This window comes from Streptococcus cristatus AS 1.3089, assembly GCF_000385925.1.
Lineage (GTDB): Bacteria > Bacillota > Bacilli > Lactobacillales > Streptococcaceae > Streptococcus > Streptococcus cristatus_B.
The window spans coordinates 1,256,370-1,280,518 of the sequence record NC_021175.1 but is presented as its reverse complement, the minus strand read 5'-3'; the positions used below and the strand labels follow the sequence as shown (position 1 = coordinate 1,280,518).

24 protein-coding genes are annotated in these 24,149 nt (G+C 44.3%); 22 read left to right on the top strand and 2 right to left on the bottom strand.

From position 1 onward, the window contains the following. Positions 1 to 5 precede the first annotated feature (5 nt). The 9 genes from ftsL (at position 6) to I872_RS06325 (ending at position 11,753) form a co-directional block, all read left to right on the top strand. Positions 6 to 326: a cell division protein FtsL gene (gene ftsL, locus I872_RS06365; RefSeq protein WP_015605314.1), complete on the top strand. Its 321-nt coding sequence runs from the start codon at positions 6 to 8 to the stop codon at positions 324 to 326. Then, positions 319 to 2,604 carry a penicillin-binding protein PBP2X gene (gene pbp2x / locus I872_RS06360; protein ID WP_041826813.1) on the top strand — a complete coding sequence of 762 codons (2,286 nt, stop codon included), beginning with the start codon at positions 319 to 321 and terminating at the stop codon, positions 2,602 to 2,604. The genes ftsL and pbp2x overlap by 8 nt, the downstream gene beginning before the upstream one ends. 1 nt (position 2,605) lies before the next feature. Beyond that, a complete protein-coding gene (gene mraY / locus I872_RS06355) occupies positions 2,606 to 3,589 on the top strand; it encodes a phospho-N-acetylmuramoyl-pentapeptide-transferase (RefSeq protein WP_015605312.1) in 984 nt (327 codons plus the stop codon). Between the two features lie 100 nt (positions 3,590 to 3,689). Beyond that, a complete protein-coding gene (locus tag I872_RS06350) occupies positions 3,690 to 5,033 on the top strand; it encodes a DEAD/DEAH box helicase (protein WP_015605311.1) in 1,344 nt (447 codons plus the stop codon). 208 nt (positions 5,034 to 5,241) lie between these two features. Then, on the top strand, positions 5,242 to 6,048 hold the full coding sequence (locus I872_RS06345; RefSeq protein WP_015605310.1) for an amino acid ABC transporter permease: 807 nt from the start codon (positions 5,242 to 5,244) through the stop codon (positions 6,046 to 6,048). After that, positions 6,048 to 6,791, top strand: coding sequence for an amino acid ABC transporter ATP-binding protein (locus I872_RS06340; RefSeq protein WP_015605309.1), 744 nt, complete (start codon positions 6,048 to 6,050; stop codon positions 6,789 to 6,791). The genes I872_RS06345 and I872_RS06340 overlap by 1 nt, the downstream gene beginning before the upstream one ends. Before the next feature lie 94 nt (positions 6,792 to 6,885). After that, entirely contained in the window at positions 6,886 to 7,110 is a 225-nt protein-coding gene (locus I872_RS06335) for a DUF4059 family protein (protein WP_015605308.1), read from the top strand. A gap of 68 nt (positions 7,111 to 7,178) precedes the next feature. Further along, on the top strand, positions 7,179 to 8,090 hold the full coding sequence (gene trxB, locus I872_RS06330) for a thioredoxin-disulfide reductase (RefSeq protein ID WP_015605307.1): 912 nt from the start codon (positions 7,179 to 7,181) through the stop codon (positions 8,088 to 8,090). Positions 8,091 to 8,300: 210 nt separating this feature from the next. Beyond that, positions 8,301 to 11,753: a GBS Bsp-like repeat-containing protein gene (locus I872_RS06325; protein ID WP_015605306.1), complete on the top strand. Its 3,453-nt coding sequence runs from the start codon at positions 8,301 to 8,303 to the stop codon at positions 11,751 to 11,753. A 281-nt stretch (positions 11,754 to 12,034) separates the two neighbouring features. Here I872_RS06325 and I872_RS06320 read toward each other — a convergent pair whose 3' ends face one another. Continuing rightward, positions 12,035 to 12,319, bottom strand: a complete 285-nt coding sequence (locus tag I872_RS06320) for a bacteriocin immunity protein (protein ID WP_015605305.1) — start codon at positions 12,317 to 12,319, stop codon at positions 12,035 to 12,037. Between the two features lie 523 nt (positions 12,320 to 12,842). On the opposite strand from I872_RS06320, the gene glmU reads away from it, so the two are divergent. The 4 genes from glmU (at position 12,843) to I872_RS06300 (ending at position 15,880) form a co-directional block, all read left to right on the top strand. Beyond that, on the top strand, positions 12,843 to 14,222 hold the full coding sequence (gene glmU / locus I872_RS06315) for a bifunctional UDP-N-acetylglucosamine diphosphorylase/glucosamine-1-phosphate N-acetyltransferase GlmU (protein WP_015605304.1): 1,380 nt from the start codon (positions 12,843 to 12,845) through the stop codon (positions 14,220 to 14,222). A gap of 8 nt (positions 14,223 to 14,230) precedes the next feature. Next, positions 14,231 to 14,779, top strand: coding sequence for an NUDIX hydrolase (locus I872_RS06310; protein ID WP_015605303.1), 549 nt, complete (start codon positions 14,231 to 14,233; stop codon positions 14,777 to 14,779). A 16-nt stretch (positions 14,780 to 14,795) separates the two neighbouring features. Beyond that, on the top strand, positions 14,796 to 15,107 hold the full coding sequence (gene macP / locus I872_RS06305) for a cell wall synthase accessory phosphoprotein MacP (RefSeq protein WP_015605302.1): 312 nt from the start codon (positions 14,796 to 14,798) through the stop codon (positions 15,105 to 15,107). Between the two features lie 80 nt (positions 15,108 to 15,187). Beyond that, positions 15,188 to 15,880, top strand: coding sequence for a 5'-methylthioadenosine/adenosylhomocysteine nucleosidase (locus tag I872_RS06300; RefSeq protein WP_015605301.1), 693 nt, complete (start codon positions 15,188 to 15,190; stop codon positions 15,878 to 15,880). Between the two features lie 329 nt (positions 15,881 to 16,209). On the opposite strand, the gene I872_RS06295 is transcribed toward I872_RS06300, so the two are convergent. Beyond that, the gene (locus tag I872_RS06295; protein ID WP_015605300.1) at positions 16,210 to 17,097 is read right to left on the bottom strand and encodes a YitT family protein; all 888 of its coding nucleotides are present in this window, start codon (positions 17,095 to 17,097) and stop codon (positions 16,210 to 16,212) included. A 180-nt stretch (positions 17,098 to 17,277) separates the two neighbouring features. Here I872_RS06295 and tmk point away from each other — a divergent pair, with 180 nt between their 5' ends. The 9 genes from tmk to I872_RS06250 all read left to right on the top strand — a co-directional run bounded on the left by tmk (position 17,278) and on the right by I872_RS06250 (position 24,145). After that, positions 17,278 to 17,916 (top strand): dTMP kinase, encoded by a 639-nt coding sequence (gene tmk, locus I872_RS06290; RefSeq protein WP_015605299.1) that lies wholly within the window; start codon positions 17,278 to 17,280, stop codon positions 17,914 to 17,916. Continuing rightward, a complete protein-coding gene (locus I872_RS06285; RefSeq protein ID WP_015605298.1) occupies positions 17,913 to 18,815 on the top strand; it encodes a DNA polymerase III subunit delta' in 903 nt (300 codons plus the stop codon). The genes tmk and I872_RS06285 overlap by 4 nt, the downstream gene beginning before the upstream one ends. A gap of 9 nt (positions 18,816 to 18,824) precedes the next feature. Then, a complete protein-coding gene (gene yabA / locus I872_RS06280) occupies positions 18,825 to 19,142 on the top strand; it encodes a DNA replication initiation control protein YabA (protein WP_015605297.1) in 318 nt (105 codons plus the stop codon). Between the two features lie 2 nt (positions 19,143 to 19,144). Continuing rightward, a complete protein-coding gene (gene rsmI, locus I872_RS06275; RefSeq protein ID WP_015605296.1) occupies positions 19,145 to 20,011 on the top strand; it encodes a 16S rRNA (cytidine(1402)-2'-O)-methyltransferase in 867 nt (288 codons plus the stop codon). A 138-nt stretch (positions 20,012 to 20,149) separates the two neighbouring features. Next, positions 20,150 to 21,241: a 3-phosphoserine/phosphohydroxythreonine transaminase gene (serC, locus tag I872_RS06270; protein WP_015605295.1), complete on the top strand. Its 1,092-nt coding sequence runs from the start codon at positions 20,150 to 20,152 to the stop codon at positions 21,239 to 21,241. A gap of 12 nt (positions 21,242 to 21,253) precedes the next feature. After that, on the top strand, positions 21,254 to 22,429 hold the full coding sequence (locus I872_RS06265) for a 3-phosphoglycerate dehydrogenase family protein (RefSeq protein ID WP_015605294.1): 1,176 nt from the start codon (positions 21,254 to 21,256) through the stop codon (positions 22,427 to 22,429). Beyond that, positions 22,426 to 22,932, top strand: coding sequence for a methylated-DNA--[protein]-cysteine S-methyltransferase (locus I872_RS06260; RefSeq protein ID WP_015605293.1), 507 nt, complete (start codon positions 22,426 to 22,428; stop codon positions 22,930 to 22,932). Before I872_RS06265 ends, I872_RS06260 begins: the two co-directional genes overlap by 4 nt. A 32-nt stretch (positions 22,933 to 22,964) precedes the next feature. Next, positions 22,965 to 23,318 carry an arsenate reductase family protein gene (locus I872_RS06255; protein ID WP_015605292.1) on the top strand — a complete coding sequence of 118 codons (354 nt, stop codon included), beginning with the start codon at positions 22,965 to 22,967 and terminating at the stop codon, positions 23,316 to 23,318. Between the two features lie 206 nt (positions 23,319 to 23,524). Then, positions 23,525 to 24,145: a GTP pyrophosphokinase gene (locus I872_RS06250; RefSeq protein ID WP_015605291.1), complete on the top strand. Its 621-nt coding sequence runs from the start codon at positions 23,525 to 23,527 to the stop codon at positions 24,143 to 24,145. Positions 24,146 to 24,149: the final 4 nt, after the last annotated feature.

Here is a 24,149-nt window from a genome sequence, read left to right as displayed (position 1 = left end):
GTTTCATGGCAGAAAGAAAGCAACACCCTATTCAAAAACGGATTCGGAAATTTTCTCGAGTCGAAAAAGCCTTCTATGGCTCCATTATTTTAACAGCGATTATCCTTGCAGTCAGTATTGTGTTTATGCAGACCAAGCTGCTGCAGGTCAACCATGATTTGACTGAAATCAACGCTCAGATTGAGTCGGAGCAGGCTGAACTGGATGATATCAAGCAAGAAGTAAATGAATTGACACGTTATGAAAGGCTATCCCAGCTGGCTAGCTCTCAGGATATGAAGCTCCAAAAGGGAAATCGTAAGACAGTGAGTACAACCAATGAGTAATAGATTTTTTAAAAAAATTCAGCGATATGCTTTAAAAAATAGACAAAACCCGGAATACAATCGACGAAAAGTTGGAAAAAGCATGAGTGCCTTGGCAGTCTTTCTTTTTTTCATTTTCTTGATTAATTTTGCGACCATTATCGGAACAGATCAGAAATTTGGTGTTAATTTGTCAAAAGGTGCTAAACAAGTGCACCAGAAGACAGTCGTCGTTGCTGCCAAGCGGGGAACCATCTATGACCGAAATGGTGTACCCATTGCGGAAGATGCGACAACCTATAACGTTTATGCTATCATTGACAAGAATTATAAGTCTGCCTCTGGTAAAGTCCTCTATGTAGAGGAATCCCAGTATGATAAGGTGGCTGATATTTTCAACCAATATCTGGAAATGGATAAGGATTATGTTAAGCAACAACTTTCGCAAAAGGATTTAAAACAGGTATCTTTTGGTTCTCAAGGAAACGGGATTACTTACAGCACCATGAGTTCCATCCGTCAGGCCATGGAGGAAGCGAAGATAGAGGGGATTGGCTTTACAACCAGCCCCAACCGTAGCTACAATAACGGAATCTTTGCTTCCCAATTCATCGGTCAGGCTCAGATGCAAGAGGATAAGGACGGCAATAAAACGCTTGTAGGGAAATCTGGTATGGAGGAGTCGCTAGACCGTATCTTGGGTGGTCAGAATGGTATTGTTACTTACGAAAAAGACCGCAATGGGAACATCATACCAGGCTCAGAGGAAGTTTCTGTCAAGACAGAGGATGGAAAAGATGTTTACACAACCCTTTCTGCCCAGCTGCAGACCTACTTGGAAACGCGAATGGATGCCTTCCAAGAAAAAGCTAAGGGTAAATTTGTCAGTGCGACTTTGGTCAGTGCTAAGACAGGTGAAATTTTAGCAACGACCCAGCGTCCGACTTATAATGCGGATACCAAAGATGGATTGAATGCTGAGCATTTGAAAACTTGGAATACCCTCCTCTATCAGACACAGTATGAGCCTGGTTCAACGATGAAAGTTATGACTCTGGCTTCAGCGATTGATAATGGGTCCTTTAACCCAACCGGAACATACGATAACTCAGAATATAAGGTCGCAGATGCTACTATTCGTGACTGGGATGTGAACATGGGGTTATCAACAGGACAAGTCCTGACCTATGCTCAAGGCTTTATTTTCTCAAGTAACGTTGGTATGACACGCATTGAGCAGGATATGGGCAATGCCAAGTGGATCGATTATCTATCGAAGTTCAAATTTGGCTTACCGACTCGTTTTGGGATGGGCTATGAAGAATATGGTGCCCTGCCGGCAGATAATGCTGTAACCATTGCCATGAGTTCCTTTGGACAAGGGATTGGGGTAACCCAAGTACAGATGCTACGTGCCTTTTCAGCTGTGTCAAATGATGGTGTCATGTTAGAGCCGAAATTTATCTCTGCCATCTATGACTCAAAAACGGGTAGCGCTCGTAAATCTCAGCCAGAAATTGTCGGTCATCCAGTTTCAGAAAAAGCAGCGAAAACGACTCGAAATTATATGATTCAGGTCGGAACCGTTCCTTACTATGGAACCCTGAATATCGGTGGTGAGCCGGTTATCCAAGTTGCTGGGCAAGATGTGGCCGTAAAATCCGGAACAGCCCAAATTGCGACAGATAAGGGCTATTTGGAAGGGGAGAATAATAACATTTACTCCGTAGTAGCCATGACGCCGGCAGAAAGTCCAGATTTCATTATGTATGTCACTGTTCAGCAGCCCGAAGAGAAATTCTCCCCTCTTTTCTGGCAGGAAGTTGTCAATCCAGTCTTGGAAGAAGCTGTGGCGCTTAAAGACAGTTTAAATCTGACTGGAGATAGTCCTGCTTTGGAATTGGTTGAAAAAGAAACAACCTATAAAATGCCATCTATCGATGGTTTGACCAAGCAACTGAAGCTGAAAAATCAAATCAGCCCAGGAGGCTTGGCTGACGAGCTTCGCCGCAATCTGGTACAGCCAGTCATCTTAGGAACAGGCAGTGAAATCAAGAAGGTTTCTGTAAAAGAAGGCCAAGAACTGAAAGCCAATCAACAGATTTTGATTTTAAGTGATAACTTTGAAGATTTGCCGGATATGTATGGCTGGACCAAGGAAAATGTGGAGCAATTTGCTGAATGGCAAGGGCTGGAAGTCAATTTTAAAGGCAAAGGCTCAAAGGTTGTCAAGCAGAAGGAGAAGGTCAATACAGACCTGAAAAAATTGAAAAAAATAACCGTTACATTGGGAGACTAGCATGTTAACAGCAATTATTGCAGGAATTCTGACCTTTATCCTAACGATTGTTGGGATTCCTGCCTTTATCCGTTTTTATCACAAGGCTCATATATCAGGTCAGCAGATGCATGAGGATGTCAAGCAGCATCAGGCTAAGGCTGGAACGCCGACGATGGGGGGAACCGTCTTTCTGGTTGCTTCTGTTTTGGCTAGTTTTGTGACAGCTTTGCTTTCCCAACAGCTGTCCAACGGCTTGGTTATGATTCTCTTTATCTTGGTTCTCTACGGCATTGTTGGCTTTTTGGATGATTTCCTCAAGGTCTTCCGTAAGATTAACGAAGGACTGAATCCTAAACAGAAACTAGCTCTGCAGCTGGTAGGGGGAGTTATCTTTTATTTCTTCTACAATCAGCACGGGGCAGGAGACTCTCTCAATGTCTTTACGATTCCAGTGCAGCTAGGCTTCCTCTATATTTTCTTCGTCCTCTTTTGGCTGGTTGGTTTCTCCAACGCTGTCAATCTGACCGATGGAATTGATGGCTTGGCTAGTATCTCCGTTGCGATTAGCTTGGTGGCTTACGGGGTCATTGCTCTGGAGCAGAAGCGCTTTGACCTTCTGATTGTCATTATCAGCATGATTGGTGGTTTGCTAGGCTTCTTTGTCTTTAACCATAAGCCAGCTAAAATCTTTATGGGGGACGTGGGGAGTCTTGCCTTGGGCGGTATGCTCGCAGCCCTCTCCATTGCCTTGCACCAAGAGTGGACCTTGCTCCTCATCGGAATCGTCTATGTCTTTGAAACGACTTCTGTTATGATGCAGGTGACTTATTTCAAGTTGACGGGTGGCAAGCGGATTTTCCGTATGACGCCAGTCCATCACCACTTTGAACTGGGTGGCTTTTCTGGGCATGGCCAGCCTTGGAGCGAATGGAAGGTTGACTTCTTCTTTTGGGGCGTAGGTCTCTTAGCTAGCTTGCTGACTTTGGCCATTCTATATTTGTGATATGAAGGTGGGTGTAAGCCCGCCTTTTCCTGTCCTGAGCCGAGCAGAAAAGATATTTTTCTGGTATAATAGATAAGATTAAGAGTAAACAGAGGAAAAAATGAAATTTACAGAATTTAACTTTAAAGATTATATCCAGGAAGCCCTTAAGGACCTAAACTTTGTGGAGGCGACAGAGGTTCAAGAAAAGCTGATTCCAGTGGTGTTGTCTGGCCGAGACTTGGTCGGGGAGTCCAAAACAGGATCAGGCAAGACGCATACCTTCTTGCTGCCTATCTTCCAAGAGCTGGACGAAGAGGCTGACAGTGTCCAAGCAGTGATTACAGCACCCAGCCGAGAATTAGCAACCCAGATCTATCAGGCTGCCCGTCAGCTAGCTAGCTTTTCTGAGCAAGAGATTCGGGTGGCCAACTATGTCGGCGGAACTGACAAGGCTCGTCAGATTGGCAAGCTAGAGTCCAGCCAGCCCCATATCGTCATTGGAACGCCGGGGCGGATTTACGATTTGGTTGAGTCAGGTGATTTGGCTATCCACAAGGCTCATACCTTTGTCGTGGACGAGGCTGATATGACGCTTGATATGGGCTTTTTGGAGACGGTAGACCGGATTGCGGCTCGCTTGCCTAAAGACTTGCAGTTTTTAGTCTTCTCGGCTACCATTCCGCAAAAGCTCCAGCCTTTCTTGAAAAAATACCTGTCTAATCCAGTCATGGAGCAGATTAAGACCAAGACAGTGATTGCTGATACCATTGATAATTGGCTCCTGTCAACCAAGGGGCGGGATAAAAATGCCCAGATTTATGAGATTAGTCAGCTCCTCCAGCCTTATCTGGCGATGATTTTTGTCAATACCAAGACTCGGGCGGATGAATTGCAGGCCTATCTGACTGCGCAAGGGCTAAAAGTGGCTAAGATTCACGGTGATATCCCGCCGCGGGAGCGCAAGCGTATCATGAATCAGGTCAAGAATCTGGATTTTGAATACATCGTAGCAACAGACTTGGCGGCTCGGGGGATTGACATCGAGGGTGTCAGCCATGTCATCAATGATGCGATTCCGCAGGATTTGTCTTTCTTTGTCCACCGGGTTGGTCGGACGGGACGAAATGGCCTTCCCGGCACAGCCATTACCCTCTATCAACCGAGTGACGACTCAGATATTCGTGAGTTGGAAAAGCTGGGCATCAAGTTTACTCCTAAGATGATCAAAAATGGCGAATTTCAAGATACCTACGACCGGGATCGCCGTGCCAATCGGGAGAAGACCAAGGAAAAGCTGGACACAGAAATGATTGGTCTGGTCAAGAAGAAAAAGAAAAAAATCAAACCAGGCTATAAGAAGAAAATTCAGTGGGCAGTTAATGAAAAACGCCGCAAGACCAAGCGGGCCGAGAACCGCGCACGTGGTCGGGCAGAACGCAAGGCTAAGCGCCAGACTTTTTAGCCATAAATTCTTTCTATGGACGATATAGAAAAATTATATTTTAAAGACCAGTGAAACTATGATAGACTAGGATTACTGGTCTATTTTATTGTCATTTACCAGCTACCTACCAGAGATTCAGAGATTGGCTATTCTTGATGCCAAATAGTTTTCATCTGGGCCAAATTATGATAGAATAATGCATTATCGAGAAAGAGAAGTAATTGAAATGTTTACAACTTACATCCTAGCTGCAAACTGGTATGAAGAGCTCTTGAAGCTCCTTCCAGATGGCAAACTGTTTAGTCTACGGGCTGTTTTTGATGCCATTCCAGCGATTCTGAAAACCTTGCCTGTCACACTTTTGTTGACGCTGGGTGGGGCATTTTTTGGCATCATCTTGGCCATGATTTTTGCAGTAGTCAAGATTAACCGCACGAGAATTCTGTATCCTATTCAGTCTGTCTTTGTGAGCTTCCTCCGTGGGACGCCCCTTTTAGTTCAGCTCATGTTGACTTATTTTGGGATTCCACTCCTGCTGAAAGCTATCAATCAAAAATATGGGACGGCCTTTAATATCAATGCCATCCCTGCCTCAGTCTTTGCCATTATCGCCTTTGCCTTCAATGAAGCGGCCTATGCCAGCGAGACGATTCGGGCAGCCATTCTTTCGGTGGATCCGGGTGAGATTGAAGCAGCTCGCAGTCTGGGAATGACCAATCGCCAAGTCTATCTGCGGGTCATCATTCCTAATGCAGCAGTTGTGGCAACACCGACTCTGATTAACTCCCTCATCGGCTTGACCAAGGGAACTTCTCTGGCCTTTAGTGCAGGTGTGGTAGAAGTCTTTGCCAAGGCTCAGGCTATCGGTGGTTCGGATTATCGTTATTTTGAGCGCTTCATTTCCGTTTCGATTATTTACTGGATTGTCAATATCGTGATTGAGCAAATCGGTCGTGCGATTGAAAAGGCTATGGATATCAAGGCGCCAGCCAATCTGGAAAAAATGGAGCAAGCGCAAGGAGGTAGGATTTGATGATTAAAATTTCCCAGTTAAGTAAGGAATTTTCTGGCCAAAAGGTCTTGGATAATCTAAGTTTGGAAATTCAAAAAGGCGAAGTCATTGCTCTAATAGGCTCCTCAGGTGCTGGTAAATCAACTTTCCTGCGCAGCCTCAACTATCTGGAACAGCCAGACAGCGGAAGGATTGAAATTGATAACTTCAAGGTGGATTTTTCAACTATTTCACCAGATGAAATCTTGACGCTGCGTCGAAAATTGGCCATGGTTTTCCAACAGTTTAATTTATTTTCCCGTCGAACGGCTCTGGAAAATGTCAAGGAAGGTCTGCTGGTAGTTAAGAACTTGTCTGACCAAGAAGCGACTAAAATCGCCAAGGAAGAGTTGGCAAAGGTTGGCCTGTCTGACCGTGAGAATCATTATCCCAAGCATTTATCAGGCGGTCAAAAACAGCGGGTGGCTTTGGCACGGGCCTTGGCCATGAAGCCAGATGTTCTCTTGCTGGATGAGCCGACCTCAGCCCTTGACCCAGAGCTAGTCGGTGAGGTAGAGAAATCCATTGCTGACGCTGCCAAAGCAGGACAAACCATGATTCTGGTCAGCCATGATATATCTTTTGTTTCCCAAGTGGCAGATCGGGTGCTTTTCTTGGATAAGGGGCATATTATCGAGTCAGGCAGTCCAGAGGAGATCATCAATCATCCCAAGGAAGCTAGAACCAAAGAATTCTTTGCTAGTTACAAACGGACTTATATTTGATATAATAGAAAAAGTGAAAGCTCAGTTGGCTAGACCAGCTGGGTTTGTTTTCGACTAAAACCTTTTTAAGGCAACTGATTATTGAGGAGCTGACATGTTAATTAAGATTTTTTCTCTCTATATCCAAAGTCTCATCTATACGACGATTCTGGTAGGCCTTACCGATGGCTTGTGGCTTTTATTGCAGAGACTCGGTCGCAAGGATCGAACTCTTGCGGTAGGCCAAAGCCAAATTTACGATCTTCTTTTGATTACAATTATGACGATTCCAATCTTGTCTTTTGCGATTTTTGGCTTACTGGTTGTTCTTAAAGCTTAAATACTTGTAAAAGATTAGTTAGTTTGTTAGAATAACAGTAGTTACAACAAAGAGAAAGGAAAAAGATGATGTACGATACAATGATTATTGGAGCTGGTCCTGCGGGAATGACAGCAGCCCTCTATGCAGCTAGAAGTAATCTTAAAGTGGCCCTGCTTGAACGCGGTATTTACGGCGGCCAGATGAATAATACTGCGGAGATTGAAAATTATCCCGGGTATGCCCGTATCAGCGGACCAGAGCTGGCTGAGAAAATGTTTGAACCCTTAGAAAATCTAGGTGTAGAGCATCTATTTGGTCAGGTTGAAAAGATTGAAGACCATGGCGACTATAAGAAAATCATTACTGAGGATGAAGTCTTTGAGACCAAGACAGTGGTTTTGGCTTCTGGTGCCAACCATCGTCATCTAGGAGTTCCTGGCGAGGAAGAATACAATAGCCGCGGTGTTTCCTACTGTGCGGTCTGCGATGGTGCTTTTTTCCGTGATGAAGATCTCTTAGTGGTCGGAGGCGGCGATTCTGCCGTTGAAGAAGCAATTTTCCTTACGCGCTTTGCAAAGTCTGTGACCATTGTTCACCGTCGTGACCAACTGCGGGCGCAGCAGCTCTTGCAGGAGCGGGCCTTTGCCAATGAAAAAATCAGCTTTATTTGGGATTCCGTCGTAAAAGAAATCAAAGGAGACGACCGCAGGGTAACCAGTGTGGTTTTTGAAAATGTCAAAACGGGGCAAAGCAGCGAGTCAGACTTTGGCGGCGTCTTTGTTTATGTCGGCCTAGATCCTGTTAGCGACTTTGTCAAAGACTTAGGGATTTGCGATGAAGCTGGCTGGATTGTCACAGATCAACATATGAAAACGGCTATTGACGGCATTTATGCCATTGGTGATGTCCGTCAGAAAGACCTGCGTCAAATCACCACAGCAGTTGGAGACGGAGCAGTCGCAGGCCAAGAAGTTTATAAATACATCACAGAGCATTAAACAGGAAGAGGTTGGGAATAAGACCAAAAAATGAATCATTTTTTGGTCTGTCCCAGCTCTTTTTTATTTTTGTTTACGAATGAAATAAGAGAAAGAATAGGTTTCAAATCAGTTTCGGATTAAACGAGACAAATTTGTTACCAATTTGTAATAATTGCTATATTATGCTACAATAAAGGTGTGCAACTCTAAAAAGGATGGAGAAAGCGTATGAAAACAAAAGGATTAGTTTATTTAGCTAGTACAGCTATTTTATTAGCAGCCAGTGCTAATAGTGTTTTTGCTGACGAGATAAATCAAGCAGTAAATGATAGGCAGCAGACGGAGCCCTCAGTTGCTGTGACTAATCGAGATGCTGGCAAACAGGCGGATCTAGCTAGCAAGCCTTCAGAAGTAGATTCTGAGACAAAGAAAGATAGCAGTACACAGGAGATTTCTTTAGGTAAAGATAAAACAGTCGCTTCAACTTCCTCTGAAAAGGATGGTAACTCGTCGCTTGAACAGCCTAAGAATGATTTAGCATCAGTCTCTTCTGAAAACATTTCTTCAGGGAGAGCCTCATTTAGATCTGCGACAGCTGCTTCTGATAAGCCACAAGAGACAGAAGCAAGGGGAGCATCTGAGCCAAAAGCGAGAGTTTCTCGTGCAGTTGATGACAAGCCTCAAGGCACTATCAATATTACAAATGTCGATCCAAATGCTGGTACCTTCGATGTGCATGTAACCAATATCTCATCCCCTAAGCCTATCAAAAAAGTCGCCCTACCAACTTGGTCCAGCGTGAATGGTCAGGATGATATTATCTGGTACGATGCTAAACGACAAGTGGATGGCACCTATAAAATTAGTGTTACAGCTCGTGACCATAAGATGTCCACAGGTGAGTACAATATCCACCTCTATTATCTATTGGAAGATAATCAGTTGGTCGGTGTAGGCGGTACAAAAACAACTGTTACCATCGGCAAACCACAAGGAAAAATTGATATTGTAAATAATAATCCAGACACAGGCAGTTTCGATGTTGTTGTCTCAGGAGTTTCTAATCCTTATGGTGTGAAAAAAGTTGTTGTTCCTGTTTGGTCTAGTGTCAATGGTCAAGACGATCTAGTCTGGTACGAGGCGCAGCGCCAGACCAATGGCAACTACACTGTCACAGTCAAAGCTTCTCACCACAAGAACTCTCTAGGTGAGTACAATATCCATCTCTATTATGTTCAGGATAATGGCCAGTTGGTCGGTGTAGGTGGTACAACGACCACAGTTTCTAAGGCTCAGCCTAAAGGAACGCTGAAAATTGAAAACAATAATCCAGATACAGGTAGTTTCGATGTTGTTGTTTCTGGTGTTTCCAGTCCTTATGGCGTCAAGGAAGTCAAGTTACCAACTTGGTCCAGCGACAAAGGTGGTGATGACCTGATCTGGTACACAGCAGTCAAACAGGCGGATGGTACTTATCGAGCAACTGTCAAAGCAGTAAATCATAAGAAATCAATAGGCGAATACAATGTCCATCTCTACTATATTCAATATGATGGTCAGCTGGTTGGTGTAGGTGGCACTCGAACAACAGTTAGCCTATCTCGACCTAAAGGAACCTTGAAAATTGAAAACAACGATCCAGCTACTGGTAGCTTTGATGTCGTTGTCTCTAACGTTTCCAATCCTTTTGGTGTTAAGGAAATCAAGCTGCCGACTTGGTCTAACGATAAAGGTCAAGATGACCTAGTCTGGCATACAGCAATCAAGCAGACTGATGGCACCTATCGAGCTCGCATCCAGGCTCGCGATCACAAATATTCTTTGGGAGATTACACTGTTCACCTTTACTATGTCCAAGATGACGGCCAACTAGTCGGTGTAGCAGGCACCCAGTTCAGTTTAGCAGCTAAGCCTAAAGGAACTTTGAAAATTGAGAACAATAACCCGGATACGGGCAGCTTCGATGTTGTTGTGTCTGGTGTTGTCAGTCCTTTTGGCGTCAAGAGTGTACATCTGCCGATTTGGTCTAGTGATAAGGGTGGAGATGACCTTATTTGGTACACAGCGACCAAGCAGTCCGATGGTACCTACAGGGCTAGCATTCAAGCCCGCAACCATAAGATGTCCACTGGTGAGTATCATATCCACCTTTACTACCTTCAAGATAATGGTCAGATGATTGGGGTTAGTGGTACAACAACCACTGTTTCTGTTGCTAAACCAAAGGGAACTCTCGCGATTGCTAATAACAATCCAACAACAGGTAGTTTTGATGTTGTCGTGAGCGGGGTGAGTAGTCCAGAGGGAGTTCGTGAAGTGCTTCTGCCAACTTGGTCTAGCGTCAATGGTGGAGATGATATTATCTGGTATCGAGCTGCCAAGCAGTCTGATGGTACCTACAAGATGAATATCAAGGCGAGTGACCATAAATATTCTACAGGTGAGTACAATGTCCATCTCTATTATGTAGGGAATAATGGTCAGTTGGTCGGAGTTGGAGGAACCAAGACGACCGTATCTCTAGGAACTCCCAAAGGTAAGTTGACTATCCAGAATAATAATCAACAGACAGGTACTTTTGAAGTGGTGGTTTCTGAGGTTGAGAATGCTTATGGTGTCAAGGAAGTCAAATTGCCAACCTGGTCAAGTGCTAATGGTCAGGACGACATTATTTGGTACACCGCAGTCAAGCAATCCGATGGTACTTACAAGGCACAGGTCAATCTACGTGACCACAAGTATTCTACAGGCGAATATAATATCCACCTCTACTATGTTCAGAATGACGGCCGTATGGTCGGAGTTGGAGGCACGAAGACAACAGCGAATGTAGCTTCAGAGTACATTAAACCAACGGGTCAAATCACCATTAAAAATAATAATCCTAGATTAGGCACATTCGAAGTTGTAGTAACGAATGTTTATAGTCCAAAAGGAGTCAAGGAAGTCAGCCTGCCGACTTGGTCAAGTGTCAATGGTCAGGATGACATTGTTTGGTATCGGGCTCAAAGGCAAGCTGATGGTAGTTATAAGGCCTTGGTACGCACCTCTAGCCATAAATATTCTACGGGCGAATACAATATTCATCTCTACTATGTTCAAAATGATGGTAGTTTGGTAGGCGTTGGTGGAACGACTACAACAGTCAACAGAGGAGTTTATGACACACCATATTATTCACAACGTGATCCTAGATGGGCTGGTTTATATTATGGGAAATATAATTTAGCAGCTTCTGGCTGTGTTCCTACTACATTAGCAATGACTATTTCTGGTATTACAGGTCAAACTGTTTTACCAACAACCGTAGCGGACTTCCTTTATCATCATACAGACTCCTTTAACAAAAATGGTCTATTTGGAACATCAAGTAAGGGTATTGTCCAAGGGGCGCAGAACTGGGGACTGACAACAGACGTCTTGCATTCATCAGCAGCGCTTAAAGAAGCTTTGGCAGCAGGCCATCATGTCATGGCGGCCGTTGGTAGCAGTGTCTTTGCCAGCCATTTTGTTACCCATGAGATAGTCTTGAAGGGCTATCAAAATGGTCAAACACAGGTCTATGATCCTTATAATGCGAATAATAACGGTTGGTACTCAGTGGATTATATCTTTGGTTCAAAGAGTGGAGCGCCTGAAGATAATACAGAAGGTTCACCGTTTATCTCTGTGAGAGCTTAGATTGCAGCTGGTCACAAAGCAAATTATAGGGGACTTTAGCACATTTTAGTGAGCTAACAGTACCTATATTCAGGAGGTTGGGACAAAAGAGTCCTAGCCTCTTTTTTATGCCTAGCTTGTAAATATCATGCAAAAAAACTCACAGAGCCTCAACTAGTGTAAGCTGTAAGTCACTAGACCACCAGCTCCACTAGGAGATTCTATGAGTTTTTATCGTCTTATCATATTGGAAGATGATTTGCGTATTCATCTTGAATGCTTTCAAAAGTGCCAGTTGCAACTTATGCCCTAACGACACTTCCCCAATAATATTTCCATCTTGTTTTTTCAAGATATTTTTTAAATGAGATTAATTCATCGGACTTATTCTTGAGCACCTCGTCACACACAAAAGGATACAACTTAAATGCCAAATAACTGATTTGGTCCCCCTTTTGTAGCCCTTTGGCACTAGTTAGGAGCTCTTCCCGTAACTTTGAGCTAATGATGATACTATCGTTATTATAGATCCTATCAATCTGTTGGTAGTATTCATCTCTCTTCTTGCGATTTTTAGTAAAAAGCATAACCAAGACCTCCTCAAAACTTTAAATATATAATTGGTCAGGTAAAAACAAGAAAACTAGAAAGTAGAGCTTACAATCCTTGGATTGTATCATCACAAAATGGGTCACAATAGTATTGTCCCAGCAGATTTATAGAGTTTTCTGCACTTCATAAGGTAGGAGCGAACATTTGTCCTTAGGTCATTATAGCAAATATTTTTTTGAATATCAATTTTAAGTGTATAATCGCTGCCAAAATTTTGACAATAGGAGCGATAGACCTATAGTGTTTAAGGAGAACAATTTGCTGGTCATTCGCTGCTATCAAAAGCAATATAAACGAACGAAAAAATCATTTTTAAACTCGCAAAAAGGCGTTAAAAAATTGATCTGGATGGAGTAGATTGCGGATTAGGACAGTGCTTCGATCAATGGCTTGAAGTTTGTTTACTAAGCGCTAGTTTCTGCTTCTGCAATTTGCATTTTAAAAAATTCTCTTTTAGTGGTATAATAAGGGTAATATCTTAGAGAAAAGAGTTCATTTATGTCAAATTATGCCGTTATTTTGGCTGCGGGTAAGGGTACTCGCATGAAATCAGATTTACCAAAGGTCTTGCACAAGGTGGCAGGAATTTCCATGCTAGAGCACGTTTTCCGCAGTGTCAGTGCGATTGAGCCTGAGAAGACTGTTACTGTTATTGGGCATAAGGCGGGGCTGGTCGAGCAAGTCTTGGCTGGTCAGACCGAGTTTGTCCGTCAGACCGAGCAGCTGGGAACGGGGCACGCGGTTATGATGGCAGAGCCTGTTTTGGAAAATCTAACTGGTCAAACCTTGGTCATTGCTGGCGACACCCCACTGATTACGGGAGAAAGTCTGAAAAATCTGATTGACTTTCATATCAATCACAAGAATGTTGCGACAATCCTGACAGCAGAAGCAGATAATCCTTTTGGCTATGGCCGGATCGTGCGCAATCAGCATGGAGAAGTCATCAAAATTGTTGAACAAAAAGATGCTTCAGATTTTGAGCAGCAAATCAAGGAAATCAATACGGGGACTTATGTCTTTGACAATGCCCGTCTCTTTGAGGCACTCAAAAATATCAATACCAACAATGCTCAGGGGGAATACTATATCACAGATGTGATTGGCATTTTCCGTGAAAATGGAGAAAAAGTCGGTGCTTATACGCTGAAAGATTTTGACGAAAGTCTCGGTGTCAACGACCGCGTGGCTTTGGCGACAGCTGAAAGCATTATGCGTCGCCGGATTAACCAGCAGCACATGATTAACGGTGTCAGCTTTGTCAATCCAGATGCGACTTATATAGATATTGATGTAGAAATCGCGCCTGAAGTTCAAATCGAAGCCAATGTGACTCTGAAGGGTCAAACCAAGATTGGGGCGGAGACTATTCTGACCAATGGGACTTATATTGTAGACTCAGAAATTGGTCAGCGAGCGGTCATTACAAACTCGATGATTGAAGAGTCTAGCTTGGCAGATGGCGTGACGGTCGGGCCATATGCTCATATCCGTCCAGGTTCTAGTCTGGCCAAGGATGTCCATGTCGGTAATTTCGTTGAAGTCAAGGCGTCTTCGCTAGGTGAAAACACTAAAGCTGGCCATTTAGCTTATCTTGGCAACGCTGAGCTGGGAGCCAATGTCAATATTGGGGCTGGTACAATTACGGCCAATTACGATGGTCAGAATAAGTATAAGACGCTGATTGGGAATAATGTTTTTGTCGGCTCTAACTCAACTATCGTTGCTCCAGTAGAGTTGGGTGACAATTCCTTGGTTGGTGCAGGCTCGACTATTACCAAGAGTGTTCCAGCAGATGCTATCGCTCTAGGACGTGGTCGCCAGACCAACATGGCAGAATACGCCAAGCGTCTCCCTCATCACCCTCAAAATAAGTAGGTGTAGTCATGGAATTTGAAGAAAAAACCGTCCAACGGACGGAGATTTATCAAGGACCGATTTTCAAAGTGGTTCAGGATCAGGTGGAACTGCCAGATGGTAAGGGTCAAGCTCAACGAGATTTGATTTTCCATAATGGCGCGGTGGCTGTGATTGCCATCACCTCGGAAAACAAAATGATTTTGGTCAAGCAGTACCGCAAGGCCATTGAAGCGACTTCTTATGAGATTCCAGCTGGTAAGCTAGAAGTAGGAGAGAACGCAGATCCTCATGCAGCTGCCCTGCGCGAATTGGAAGAAGAGACGGGCTACACTGGCCAGTTGGAGCTGGTTTATGATTTTTACTCTGCCATCGGTTTTTGCAATGAGAAAATCAAACTCTACAGCGCTAGCCATTTGACAAAGGTCGAAAACCCTCGTCCCCAAGACGAGGATGAAACATTGGAACTTTTTGAGGTCAGTCTGGAGGAGGCGGAGCAGTTGCTGCAAAACGGTGACATCTGCGATGCCAAGACCATCATGGCTCTTCAGTACTGGCAACAAAAAAAATCTGAATAAATAGGAACGTAGATCAATGGGAAAAGCTTTATTAACAGATGAAATCATTGAGCGGGCCAATCGTGGAGAACATATCGATGGTCCCTTGCTGATGGACGATGAAGAAACTAAGGTCATTTCTATTGCTAGAAAAGGAACTTTCGGCTATGCTGCTCCACGGCAAGCTGTCACTCAGGACACTCTGCAGATTGAAGTTGAACCGACAGTTATCAAAAGTCGTCGAATCGAAAATCAAAAACGAAGTATTTTTCAGGCTAAATTAAACAAAATCCTATTCTGGATTGTGCTTCTCTTGATTGGACTAATTGCGGCCATTATCTGGCTATGATAAAGAGGGGAGTAAGGGAGACGAGAAGATGAAACTCTGCTTCCTCTCCCTCTTTTTAATGTAAAAGGAAAGAATAAATCATGAAAATCGGAATTATCGCGGCTATGCCTGAGGAGTTGAAGCTGCTGGTAGAGCATCTGGAAATGGCTGAAAAACACCAGCGCCTAGGGCATGTTTACTATACTGGTCGAATTGGCCATCATGAGGTTGTCCTGGTGGAAAGTGGAATCGGCAAAGTCATGTCAGCCATGAGTGTGGCTGTCTTAGCCAATGACTTTGAGGTGACGGCGGTCATCAATACAGGTTCCGCTGGAGCAGTGGCTCCAGGTCTAGAAATTGGAGATGTAGTGGTGGCAGATCGTTTGGTCTACCATGATGTGGATGTGACAGCTTTTGGCTATGACTATGGTCAAATGGCACGGCAACCCCTCTACTATGAAGCCAGTCGCTACTTAGTTGAGGAGATGAAAGCAGTGCTGGAAAAGACCCAGCAGACGAGCCGAGTCGGCTTGATTGCGACGGGAGATAGCTTTATCGCTGGACAGGACAAGATTGACCAAATTAAAGCTCATTTTCCTGATGTTTTGGCAGTCGAGATGGAGGGAGCAGCCATTGCTCAAGCCGCGCATTCTCTTGGCTTGCCTTTTATGGTCATTCGTGCGATGAGCGATACAGCCAGCCATGATGCCAATATCACTTTTGATGAATTTATCCTAGAAGCAGGTAAGCGCTCAGCTGAAACCCTCATTCAATTATTGAATAACTTAGACTAAAAAAGAGAGTGTGACAGAAATCGGTAATTCGTTAGAATTCGATATCGTCGTCCCACCTCCGCATAGTTGAGTAGGGCTGTAAAAACTGATGAAATCAGCCTAGTAGAGTCCACTCAACCACTGCGTCTTGCTCGACAATCCAAAGACAATTGAGGAGGCTGGGACAAAAAGATTTTGATTTTAGGAATTCTTTATTATAAATTTTTAAAATCGATAGATTAGACAAAAAAGCGAACAAGACACAATTCTGATTACCAGAAAACTAGTTTTGTTCGCTTTTTATATTGAGGTCGGACTTCTGTCCCACACTCTTTTTGTGTATGATAACTCTATTTGACGATAGGCTGTTTATTAGAGTCTAAGGTAAAGCCTTCTCCCAAGATTTCATGGGCTTCTGTAATGGTTGTAAAGGCAAATGGATCGATGTCATTGATGAGTTTCTTCATTTGCTGCATTTCGTTACGAGAGACAACGCAATAAACGATTTGCAAATCTTGCTTACTATAGAAGCCCTGTCCTTGCAGATAGGTAACCCCTCTTCCAAGTTTTTCATTGATGGCTTCAGCTAGTTCTATTGGTTTGCTGGTGACAATCAGGAAGCCTTTGCCCGCGAAGCCACCCTCGGCAATCAAGTCAATAACACGGGAAGTGATAAAGACAAACATGAGCGTATAAGAAACCATGCGCAGATCTTTGAAGACTAAAAGAACCAGAGAGATCACGATAAAGTCCACTGTCAGCATGAGTCGTCCCATGGAGATGCTGGTATATTTATTGAAGATACGAGCTACAATATCGGTACCACCAGTCGTCCCCCCAGCATTAAAAATAATGCCTAATCCGACTCCCAAAATGATTCCCGTTCCAAGGCAGGCTAGCAAAACGTCGCCATCCAAGGCAGAAAAGAAATAGTCTTGCAAGTGTTTGGAAGCAGGTAGCAGCTCGAATAATTTAAGCCAGGCTGATACAGAGAAGGTGCCTAAAATGCTGAGATAAAGGGTGCGATTTCCCAGTAATTTCCAAGCGAGAATAAAGAGTGGAATATTGATGACCAAGTTGGTGGTTGATACAGGAATCTTGAAGAGGTAGTAGACAATCAAGGTGATCCCCGTTGCTCCACCCTCATATAAGTGAAAAGGAATTACTAAATAATGAATCCCAAAAGAAAAAATTCCAGCCCCCAGAATGATGGCCAGTATATTTTTAAATTTAAACATCAGACTCTCCTAAGAATTTTCTGACTCTATTTTATCAAAAGTTTTCATTTTTGAAAATAATATGAAATAGTTTTCGAGAAATTCTTCTATGGGCTTTTGGAATAATTTTTGGTACAATAAAGCATAGACTAAAATAGGAATTTCTGTATCCATTGGCAGAATGAATGTAAAAGGAAAACGATGAAAAAAGGTATTTTTATATCGCTAGAAGGGCCAGAAGGTGCTGGGAAGACCAGTGTCTTAGAGGCTTTGCTTCCTCAGTTGAAAGAGATGGGCTGTGAGTTGCTAACAACGAGAGAGCCTGGCGGTGTGGTTATTTCTGAAAAAATCCGCGAGGTAATTTTGGATAAGGGGCACACAGCCATGGATGCTAAGACCGAGTTGCTGCTTTATATTGCTAGCCGACGTCAGCATCTGGCGGAGAAAGTTCTGCCTGCCCTAGAGCAAGGGACATGGGTCTTGCAAGATCGGTTTATTGATAGCTCGGTGGCTTATCAAGGCTATGGCCGGGGCTTGGCAGTTGACGATGTGGAATGGCTCAACCAGTTTGCGACTGATGGACTCAAGCCAGATTTGACCCTTTATTTCGATATTGATATCAAGGAAGGTCTGGCTCGCATTGCTCGAAATAAGGATCGCGAGGTCAATCGTTTGGATCTGGAGGGTCTCGACCTGCATGAACGCGTGCGTCAAGGCTATCTGACTATTTTAGAAAAGGAACCAGAACGTGTCGTCAAGATAGATGCTAGTCAGCCGCTGGAGCAAGTAGTGGCCGACAGTTTGGCAGCTATCAAAGAACGGTTTATCAAAGAAAAATGACAGTAGAAGATTTACGTCAGGCTCAGCCTAAACTTACAGAAACTTTTCAGCAAATTTTGGAAGCTGGACGGCTCAATCATGCTTATTTATTTTCAGGGAATTTTTCCAGTTTTGCCATGGCTTTGACCTTATCCCAGAGTCTCTTTTGTGAGAATCGTCAGGGAGTTTGGCCTTGCGGTACTTGTCGGGCTTGTCGCTTGATTGAGAGCGAGGATTTCTCAGATGTGACAGTTGTCCGACCGGTGAATGGCATTATCAAAACGGAGCGCATTCGTGAGCTGGTGAGAAGTTTTTCCCAGAGCGGTATGGAGGGCAACAGACAGGTCTTTATCATCTGTGATGCGGATAAGATGCATGTCAATGCCGCTAATTCTCTCCTCAAGGTCATCGAAGAGCCCCAGAGTGAGATTTACATCTTTCTTTTGACAGCCGATGAGCATCTGATGTTGCCCACCATCAAGAGCCGAACACAGATTTTTCACTTTCGGAAGAATCAGGATGTTCTCCAGCACCAGCTGGAAGAGGCTGGCTTAATCAAAAGTCAGGCTGAGTTGCTGGCTGCATATAGCCAGACCCAGGAAGAGGCCGATCAGTTGGTGTCCAACAAGTCTTTCTTTGAGCTGGTCAATGAGAGTCAGCGCTTTGTCAAGGCTGCCCTGACCAATGAGAATCAGGCTTATCTCCAAGTGGCCAAGCTGGCTAAACTGGCTGAGGACAAGGATAAGCAGGAGCAGATCTTTAAAATCTTGGAGGTCTTGCTGGCCAAGGAACTTGGAAGCGAGGCAGGTCGTAAGAAACTGGAAGATCTCTTAGAAGCAAAGAAGATGTGGCGAGCCAATGTGTCTTTTCAAAATGCTCTGGAATACATGATTTTAAAAGCCAGTGTACAAGCAAGATAGGAGCAGATAATGAATAAAAAAGAACTATTTGATGCCTTAGATGATTTTTCTCAGACGCTTTTAGTGACCCTTGCTGAGGTAGAAGCCATCAAGAAAAATCTTAAGAGTGTCGTGGAGGAAAATATCGTCCTCCAGCTAGAAAATGACAAGCTGAGAGAACGTCTAGGTGAGGTAGAGCAAGTAGCACCGGTTAAAATCAATAAAAATCGGGACAATCTCCGCAAACTGTACTACGATGGCTTTCATGTGTGTACAGATTTCTATGGTCAGCGCCGAGAAAATGATGCGGAGTGCATGTTCTGTGATGAGTTGTTATTCAGGGAGTAGAAATGCAGATTCAGAAGAGTTTTAAGGGACAGTCGCCCTACGGTAAGCTGTATTTGGTGGCGACTCCCATTGGAAATATGGACGACATGAGCATTCGCATGGTCAATACCCTCAAGGAAGTGGATGTCATTGCGGCCGAAGATACCAGAAATACAGGACTTTTACTCAAGCACTTTGGGATTGAGACTCGGCAGATCAGCTTTCATGAGCACAATGCTCAGGAAAAGATACCGGTCTTGCTGGACTTGCTTAAGTCAGGACAAAATCTGGCTCAGGTGTCGGATGCTGGCTTGCCAAGCATTTCGGATCCGGGGCATGATTTGGTCAAAGCGGCTATTGCTGAGGACATTGCTGTGGTGACGGTTCCGGGTCCCAGTGCTGGGATTTCCGCTCTGATTGCCAGTGGTTTAGCGCCTCAGCCTCATATTTTTTATGGTTTCTTGCCTCGTAAGTCAGGGCAGCAGAAGGAATTTTTTGAGAGTAAAAAATCCTATCCAGAGACACAGATCTTTTACGAATCTCCTCACAGGGTCAGGGTTACGCTCGAAAATATGCTGGAAGTCTATGGCGACCGCTCGGTGGTCTTGGTTCGGGAGCTCACCAAAATCTACGAAGAATACCAAAGAGGAAGGATTTCTGAGTTGATAGACTATCTGTCAGAGAATGCACTCAAGGGCGAGTGCCTCCTGATTGTGGCTGGTGCAAGTCTGGAGAAGGAAGACAAAGCGGATGCGGATCTTTTGGCTGAAATTGACAGCTTGGTCCAATCCGGTAGTAAGAAAAATCAGGCGATCAAAGAAGTAGCCAAAAAATACGGGCGCAATAAGAGTCAGCTCTATGCCCTTTATCATGATGAAGGCAGAAACTAGTCCTATCGGGCTAGTTTTTTTGCTAAAATCCTCCTTTTGTTCGGGAATTTCCCAAAAAGAAAAATATCTTTGAAAGAATTATAGAAATTTTCTGAACATTGTGATATGATAGACAAAATACATTTTTGGAGGTAGGATATGACCATTTACAATTTTTCTGCTGGACCGGCAGTATTGCCCAAGGAAGTCTTGAAAAAAGCTCAGGCTGAGTTTTTAGACTATGCCCAAAGTGGCATGAGTGTGATGGAGCTATCCCACCGATCCAAGGAGTTTGACGATATTATCAAAGAAGCGGAGAGTTTGCTGCGTGAGCTCATGGCTATTCCGGACAATTACCGCGTACTCTTCCTGCAGGGAGGGGCATCTACTCAGTTTTCTATGATTCCGCTCAATCTCGCTAAGGGCGGCAAGGCCTACTATCTAGTAGCTGGTTCTTGGGGCAAGAAGGCCTACACAGAAGCAGTCAAGCTAGCTAAGACCGTGCCTTTTGAGCCTATTCTTTTGGCTTCGTCAGAGGATTTAAATTACACAGAAATTCCTTCTTTTGATGAAAAGGAGATTGATCCGCAGGCGGCTTATGTGCATCTGACCACCAATAATACTATCGAAGGAACTGCTATTTATGATCTGCCAGCAACCAATGGCGTGCCGATTGTGGCGGACATGTCTTCTAATATCCTGGCTGCTCAGTACCGAGTAGAGGATTTTGGTTTGATTTATGCTGGGGCTCAGAAGAATATCGGACCTGCCGGGGTGACAGTTGTCATCATCCGAGAAGACTTGCTGGATGATGAGCCAGTTCTATCTAGTATGTTGGATTACCGCATTCAGGCAGACAATGGCTCTCTCTACAATACGCCACCGACTTTTGCCATCTATATGGCCAAGCTGGTCTTTGAGTGGGTCAAGGAGCTGGGTGGCGTAGCAGAAATGGAAAAGCTCAACCGTGAAAAATCAGGCCTTTTGTACGACTTCATTGAGCAGTCTGACTTTTACCGCAGTCCAGTCCGTTATAAGGAGCAGCGCTCTGTGGCCAATATTCCCTTTGTGTCTCCTAGTCCAGAGCTGGATGCCAAGTTTAACAAAGAGGCTGCTGCGGCAGGCTTCAAGAATATCAAGGGGCACCGCAGCGTAGGCGGCATGAGAGCTAGTCTCTACAATGCCTTTCCGCTCCAAGGTGTCAAGGATTTGATCGCCTTTATGCAGAAATTTGAAGAAGAAAATTCTTAAGAGAGGGAAGCTATGGTCTTTAGTGTCAAAACCTTTAACAATATCAATCAAATTGGACTCAAGGAGCTGGGCAATGCTTTTCAGATTGACGGAGACAAGTCTGACAATCCAGATGCCTATATCCTGCGCAGTCAAAACCTGCATGGACAGGATTTTCCAAGTAATTTAAAAGCTATTGCGCGAGCAGGCGCAGGAACCAATAATATTCCTGTTGACCAAGCAACAGCTCAGGGAATCGTGGTCTTCAATACGCCTGGAGCCAATGCCAACGCGGTGAAAGAAGCTGTCTTGGCTTCCATTCTTCTGTCTGCGCGTGACTATATCGCAGCTAACAGTTGGGCTAATGGTCTTTCTGGTGATGATGTTCCCAAGCAAGTGGAAGCTGGCAAAAAGCAGTTTGCGGGTACAGAAATTGCCAATAAAACCTTGGGTGTCATCGGTCTGGGAGCTATTGGTGGACGCATTGCTAATGATGCCTACCGTCTGGGAATGAATGTCCTTGGCTATGACCCGTATGTATCCATTGAGACGGCTTGGAATATCTCTAGTCATGTCAAACGGGTAGCAGACATCAAGGAAATTTTTGAAAAAAGCGACTACATCACTATCCATGTACCTCTAACTGAGGATACTCGTGAGACCTTTAATCAAGCGGCTTTTGAAGCCATGCAAAAAGGTACCACAATTATCAATTTCGCCCGGGGTGAGCTGGTGGACAATGCAGCCCTCTTTGAGGCCTTAGAAGCTGGTGTTGTTAAACGCTATATCACAGACTTCGGCGTGGAGGAATTGCTCAACCATCCTCAGATTACCGTCTTTCCGCATCTGGGTGGCTCAACCGAAGAAGCTGAGCTCAACTGTGCTATCATGGCCGGCAAGACTATTCGTCGCTTCATGGAAACGGGCGAGATTATCAACTCAGTCAATTTCCCTAATGTCCGTCAGGCGCTCTCAGCTCCTTATCGGATTACTCTGATTAACAAAAATGTGCCCAATATTGTGGCTCGGATTTCAACAGCGGTCAGTGATTTAAATATCAATATTGATAATATCATCAACCGTTCTAAAGGCGACTATGCCTATACTTTGCTGGATCTGGATGAGTCGGACGAAAGCAAGATTCAGGAGTTGGTGGATAAGTTTGAAAATAGCGACAATATCGTGCGCGTGCGTTTGATTAAGAAATGACCTATTATAAGAAAATTTACAAAAGTCCCTTGGGGGACCTTTCCTTAGTTGCCGATGAGTCTGGACTTGTCGGTACTTGGTTTTTAGGACAGAAGTATTTTGAGCGAGGCTTGACAGAAGTTCCTATTTTAGGCAATCATCCTTTTCTGGACTTGGCCAGCGACTTTTTGGATGCCTATTTTTCCAGTCAGCAGCCCGATCCAGCAGCCCTCCCCTTGTCTGCCCAAGGAACGGACTTTCAGCAGCGAGTTTGGGCCTATCTCCAGACCATCCCCTATGGACAAACGGTGACCTATGGTCGGCTTGCTCAGGAATTGAAGGTCAACTCAGCCCAAGCTGTGGGCGGGGCTGTAGGGCGCAATCCCCTGTCTATCCTAGTTCCCTGCCACCGAGTTTTGGGGAGTCAGGGGCAATTGACAGGTTATGCGGGTGGTCTCGATAAGAAAATTTGGCTTTTGGAACATGAAGGTGTCCAGCTTGACAGAAGCGCAAAAGTCCTCTAAGCTAGAAGAAGCAAAAAGAAGAGGAGTAAGCTATGTTGCAATTTATCGAATATCCTAAGTGTTCTACTTGCCGTAAGGCCAAGGCTGAGCTGATTCAATTGGGGTTGGACTTTGAAGCGGTGGACATTGTCAAGGAAACGCCCAGCCAAGAGGAGCTTCTGCAGTGGATGACTAATTCTGATTTGGAAATCAAGTCTTTCTTTAATACCAGTGGTATCAAGTACCGAGAATTGGGACTCAAGGACAAGGTGCCTAATTTTTCTGCTGAGGAGGCAGCTGCGCTTTTGGCAACAGACGGTATGCTCATCAAGCGGCCACTGCTAGTCCAAGATGGTCGAATTGTGCAAGTCGGCTACCGAACCGAATACAAAGAACTAAATCTTTAGTCAAAGATGGGAAATTTCCCGTCTTTTTATTTTTTAATGGAGCAGAAAAAAATGTAGTTGTTGATTTTGCTTTGTTTAAGTCAGGATGTGTATGATGAAGCTAAGTCTGCCAAAGAGAACCACTAGCACCGATGGAGAATAGGGTAGAAGTAGGGAAACTACAGACAGATATGTTATAATAAAAAAGGGAAAATGAGGAGAGAACCATGCACGAGCAAGCTATTTATGGCAAATACGGTGACTATTTGCCCAAAATACTAGAAGATATCAGTCAGCGTATCAAAGCTGAAAATAAAAAAATAAAGCAGGAAACGGGACATAAGCTGTTTGAGCATTTTAATGCTCGTGTCAAGGATGAGGCCAGCATGCTGGAAAAATGTACTCGTAAAAATCTGCCCCAGACACCTGAGTCTTCCCTTAAGAAAATCCGTGATGCAATAGGGATTCGGATTGTTTGTGGCTTTATTGACGATATTTACCAGACGATTGATGTTATTCGGGGGCTGGAGGGCTGCAAGATTATCCTTGAGAAGGACTACATCCTGTCGGCCAAGCCAAATGGCTACCGCTCCTATCATTTGATTTTAGAAGTGGAAACGCCCTACGAAGACTGTTTGGGCAATCAGCCTGGCTCTTATTTTGTGGAAGTCCAGCTGCGGACCATTGCCATGGATTCTTGGGCTAGTCTGGAGCATCAGATGAAATACAAGCATGAAATCAAAGATACCAAGCGGATTGTCCGAGAGCTGAAACGCTGTGCGGATGAGCTGGCTTCCTGTGATGTGACTATGCAGACCATCCGTAATCTGATCCGAGAAAGTGAGTAGAAAA

What these genes read in the sequence shown, in the direction of transcription:
- ftsL (WP_015605314.1), top strand. Translation starts at nt 6, where the DNA reads ATGGCAGAAAGAAAGCAACACCCTATTCAAAAACGGATTCGGAAATTT.
- pbp2x (WP_041826813.1), top strand. Translation starts at nt 319, where the DNA reads ATGAGTAATAGATTTTTTAAAAAAATTCAGCGATATGCTTTAAAAAAT.
- mraY (WP_015605312.1), top strand. Translation starts at nt 2,606, where the DNA reads ATGTTAACAGCAATTATTGCAGGAATTCTGACCTTTATCCTAACGATT.
- I872_RS06350 (WP_015605311.1), top strand. Translation starts at nt 3,690, where the DNA reads ATGAAATTTACAGAATTTAACTTTAAAGATTATATCCAGGAAGCCCTT.
- I872_RS06345 (WP_015605310.1), top strand. Translation starts at nt 5,242, where the DNA reads ATGTTTACAACTTACATCCTAGCTGCAAACTGGTATGAAGAGCTCTTG.
- I872_RS06340 (WP_015605309.1), top strand. Translation starts at nt 6,048, where the DNA reads ATGATTAAAATTTCCCAGTTAAGTAAGGAATTTTCTGGCCAAAAGGTC.
- I872_RS06335 (WP_015605308.1), top strand. Translation starts at nt 6,886, where the DNA reads ATGTTAATTAAGATTTTTTCTCTCTATATCCAAAGTCTCATCTATACG.
- trxB (WP_015605307.1), top strand. Translation starts at nt 7,179, where the DNA reads ATGTACGATACAATGATTATTGGAGCTGGTCCTGCGGGAATGACAGCA.
- I872_RS06325 (WP_015605306.1), top strand. Translation starts at nt 8,301, where the DNA reads ATGAAAACAAAAGGATTAGTTTATTTAGCTAGTACAGCTATTTTATTA.
- I872_RS06320 (WP_015605305.1), bottom strand. Translation starts at nt 12,319, where the DNA reads ATGCTTTTTACTAAAAATCGCAAGAAGAGAGATGAATACTACCAACAG.
- glmU (WP_015605304.1), top strand. Translation starts at nt 12,843, where the DNA reads ATGTCAAATTATGCCGTTATTTTGGCTGCGGGTAAGGGTACTCGCATG.
- I872_RS06310 (WP_015605303.1), top strand. Translation starts at nt 14,231, where the DNA reads ATGGAATTTGAAGAAAAAACCGTCCAACGGACGGAGATTTATCAAGGA.
- macP (WP_015605302.1), top strand. Translation starts at nt 14,796, where the DNA reads ATGGGAAAAGCTTTATTAACAGATGAAATCATTGAGCGGGCCAATCGT.
- I872_RS06300 (WP_015605301.1), top strand. Translation starts at nt 15,188, where the DNA reads ATGAAAATCGGAATTATCGCGGCTATGCCTGAGGAGTTGAAGCTGCTG.
- I872_RS06295 (WP_015605300.1), bottom strand. Translation starts at nt 17,097, where the DNA reads ATGTTTAAATTTAAAAATATACTGGCCATCATTCTGGGGGCTGGAATT.
- tmk (WP_015605299.1), top strand. Translation starts at nt 17,278, where the DNA reads ATGAAAAAAGGTATTTTTATATCGCTAGAAGGGCCAGAAGGTGCTGGG.
- I872_RS06285 (WP_015605298.1), top strand. Translation starts at nt 17,913, where the DNA reads ATGACAGTAGAAGATTTACGTCAGGCTCAGCCTAAACTTACAGAAACT.
- yabA (WP_015605297.1), top strand. Translation starts at nt 18,825, where the DNA reads ATGAATAAAAAAGAACTATTTGATGCCTTAGATGATTTTTCTCAGACG.
- rsmI (WP_015605296.1), top strand. Translation starts at nt 19,145, where the DNA reads ATGCAGATTCAGAAGAGTTTTAAGGGACAGTCGCCCTACGGTAAGCTG.
- serC (WP_015605295.1), top strand. Translation starts at nt 20,150, where the DNA reads ATGACCATTTACAATTTTTCTGCTGGACCGGCAGTATTGCCCAAGGAA.
- I872_RS06265 (WP_015605294.1), top strand. Translation starts at nt 21,254, where the DNA reads ATGGTCTTTAGTGTCAAAACCTTTAACAATATCAATCAAATTGGACTC.
- I872_RS06260 (WP_015605293.1), top strand. Translation starts at nt 22,426, where the DNA reads ATGACCTATTATAAGAAAATTTACAAAAGTCCCTTGGGGGACCTTTCC.
- I872_RS06255 (WP_015605292.1), top strand. Translation starts at nt 22,965, where the DNA reads ATGTTGCAATTTATCGAATATCCTAAGTGTTCTACTTGCCGTAAGGCC.
- I872_RS06250 (WP_015605291.1), top strand. Translation starts at nt 23,525, where the DNA reads ATGCACGAGCAAGCTATTTATGGCAAATACGGTGACTATTTGCCCAAA.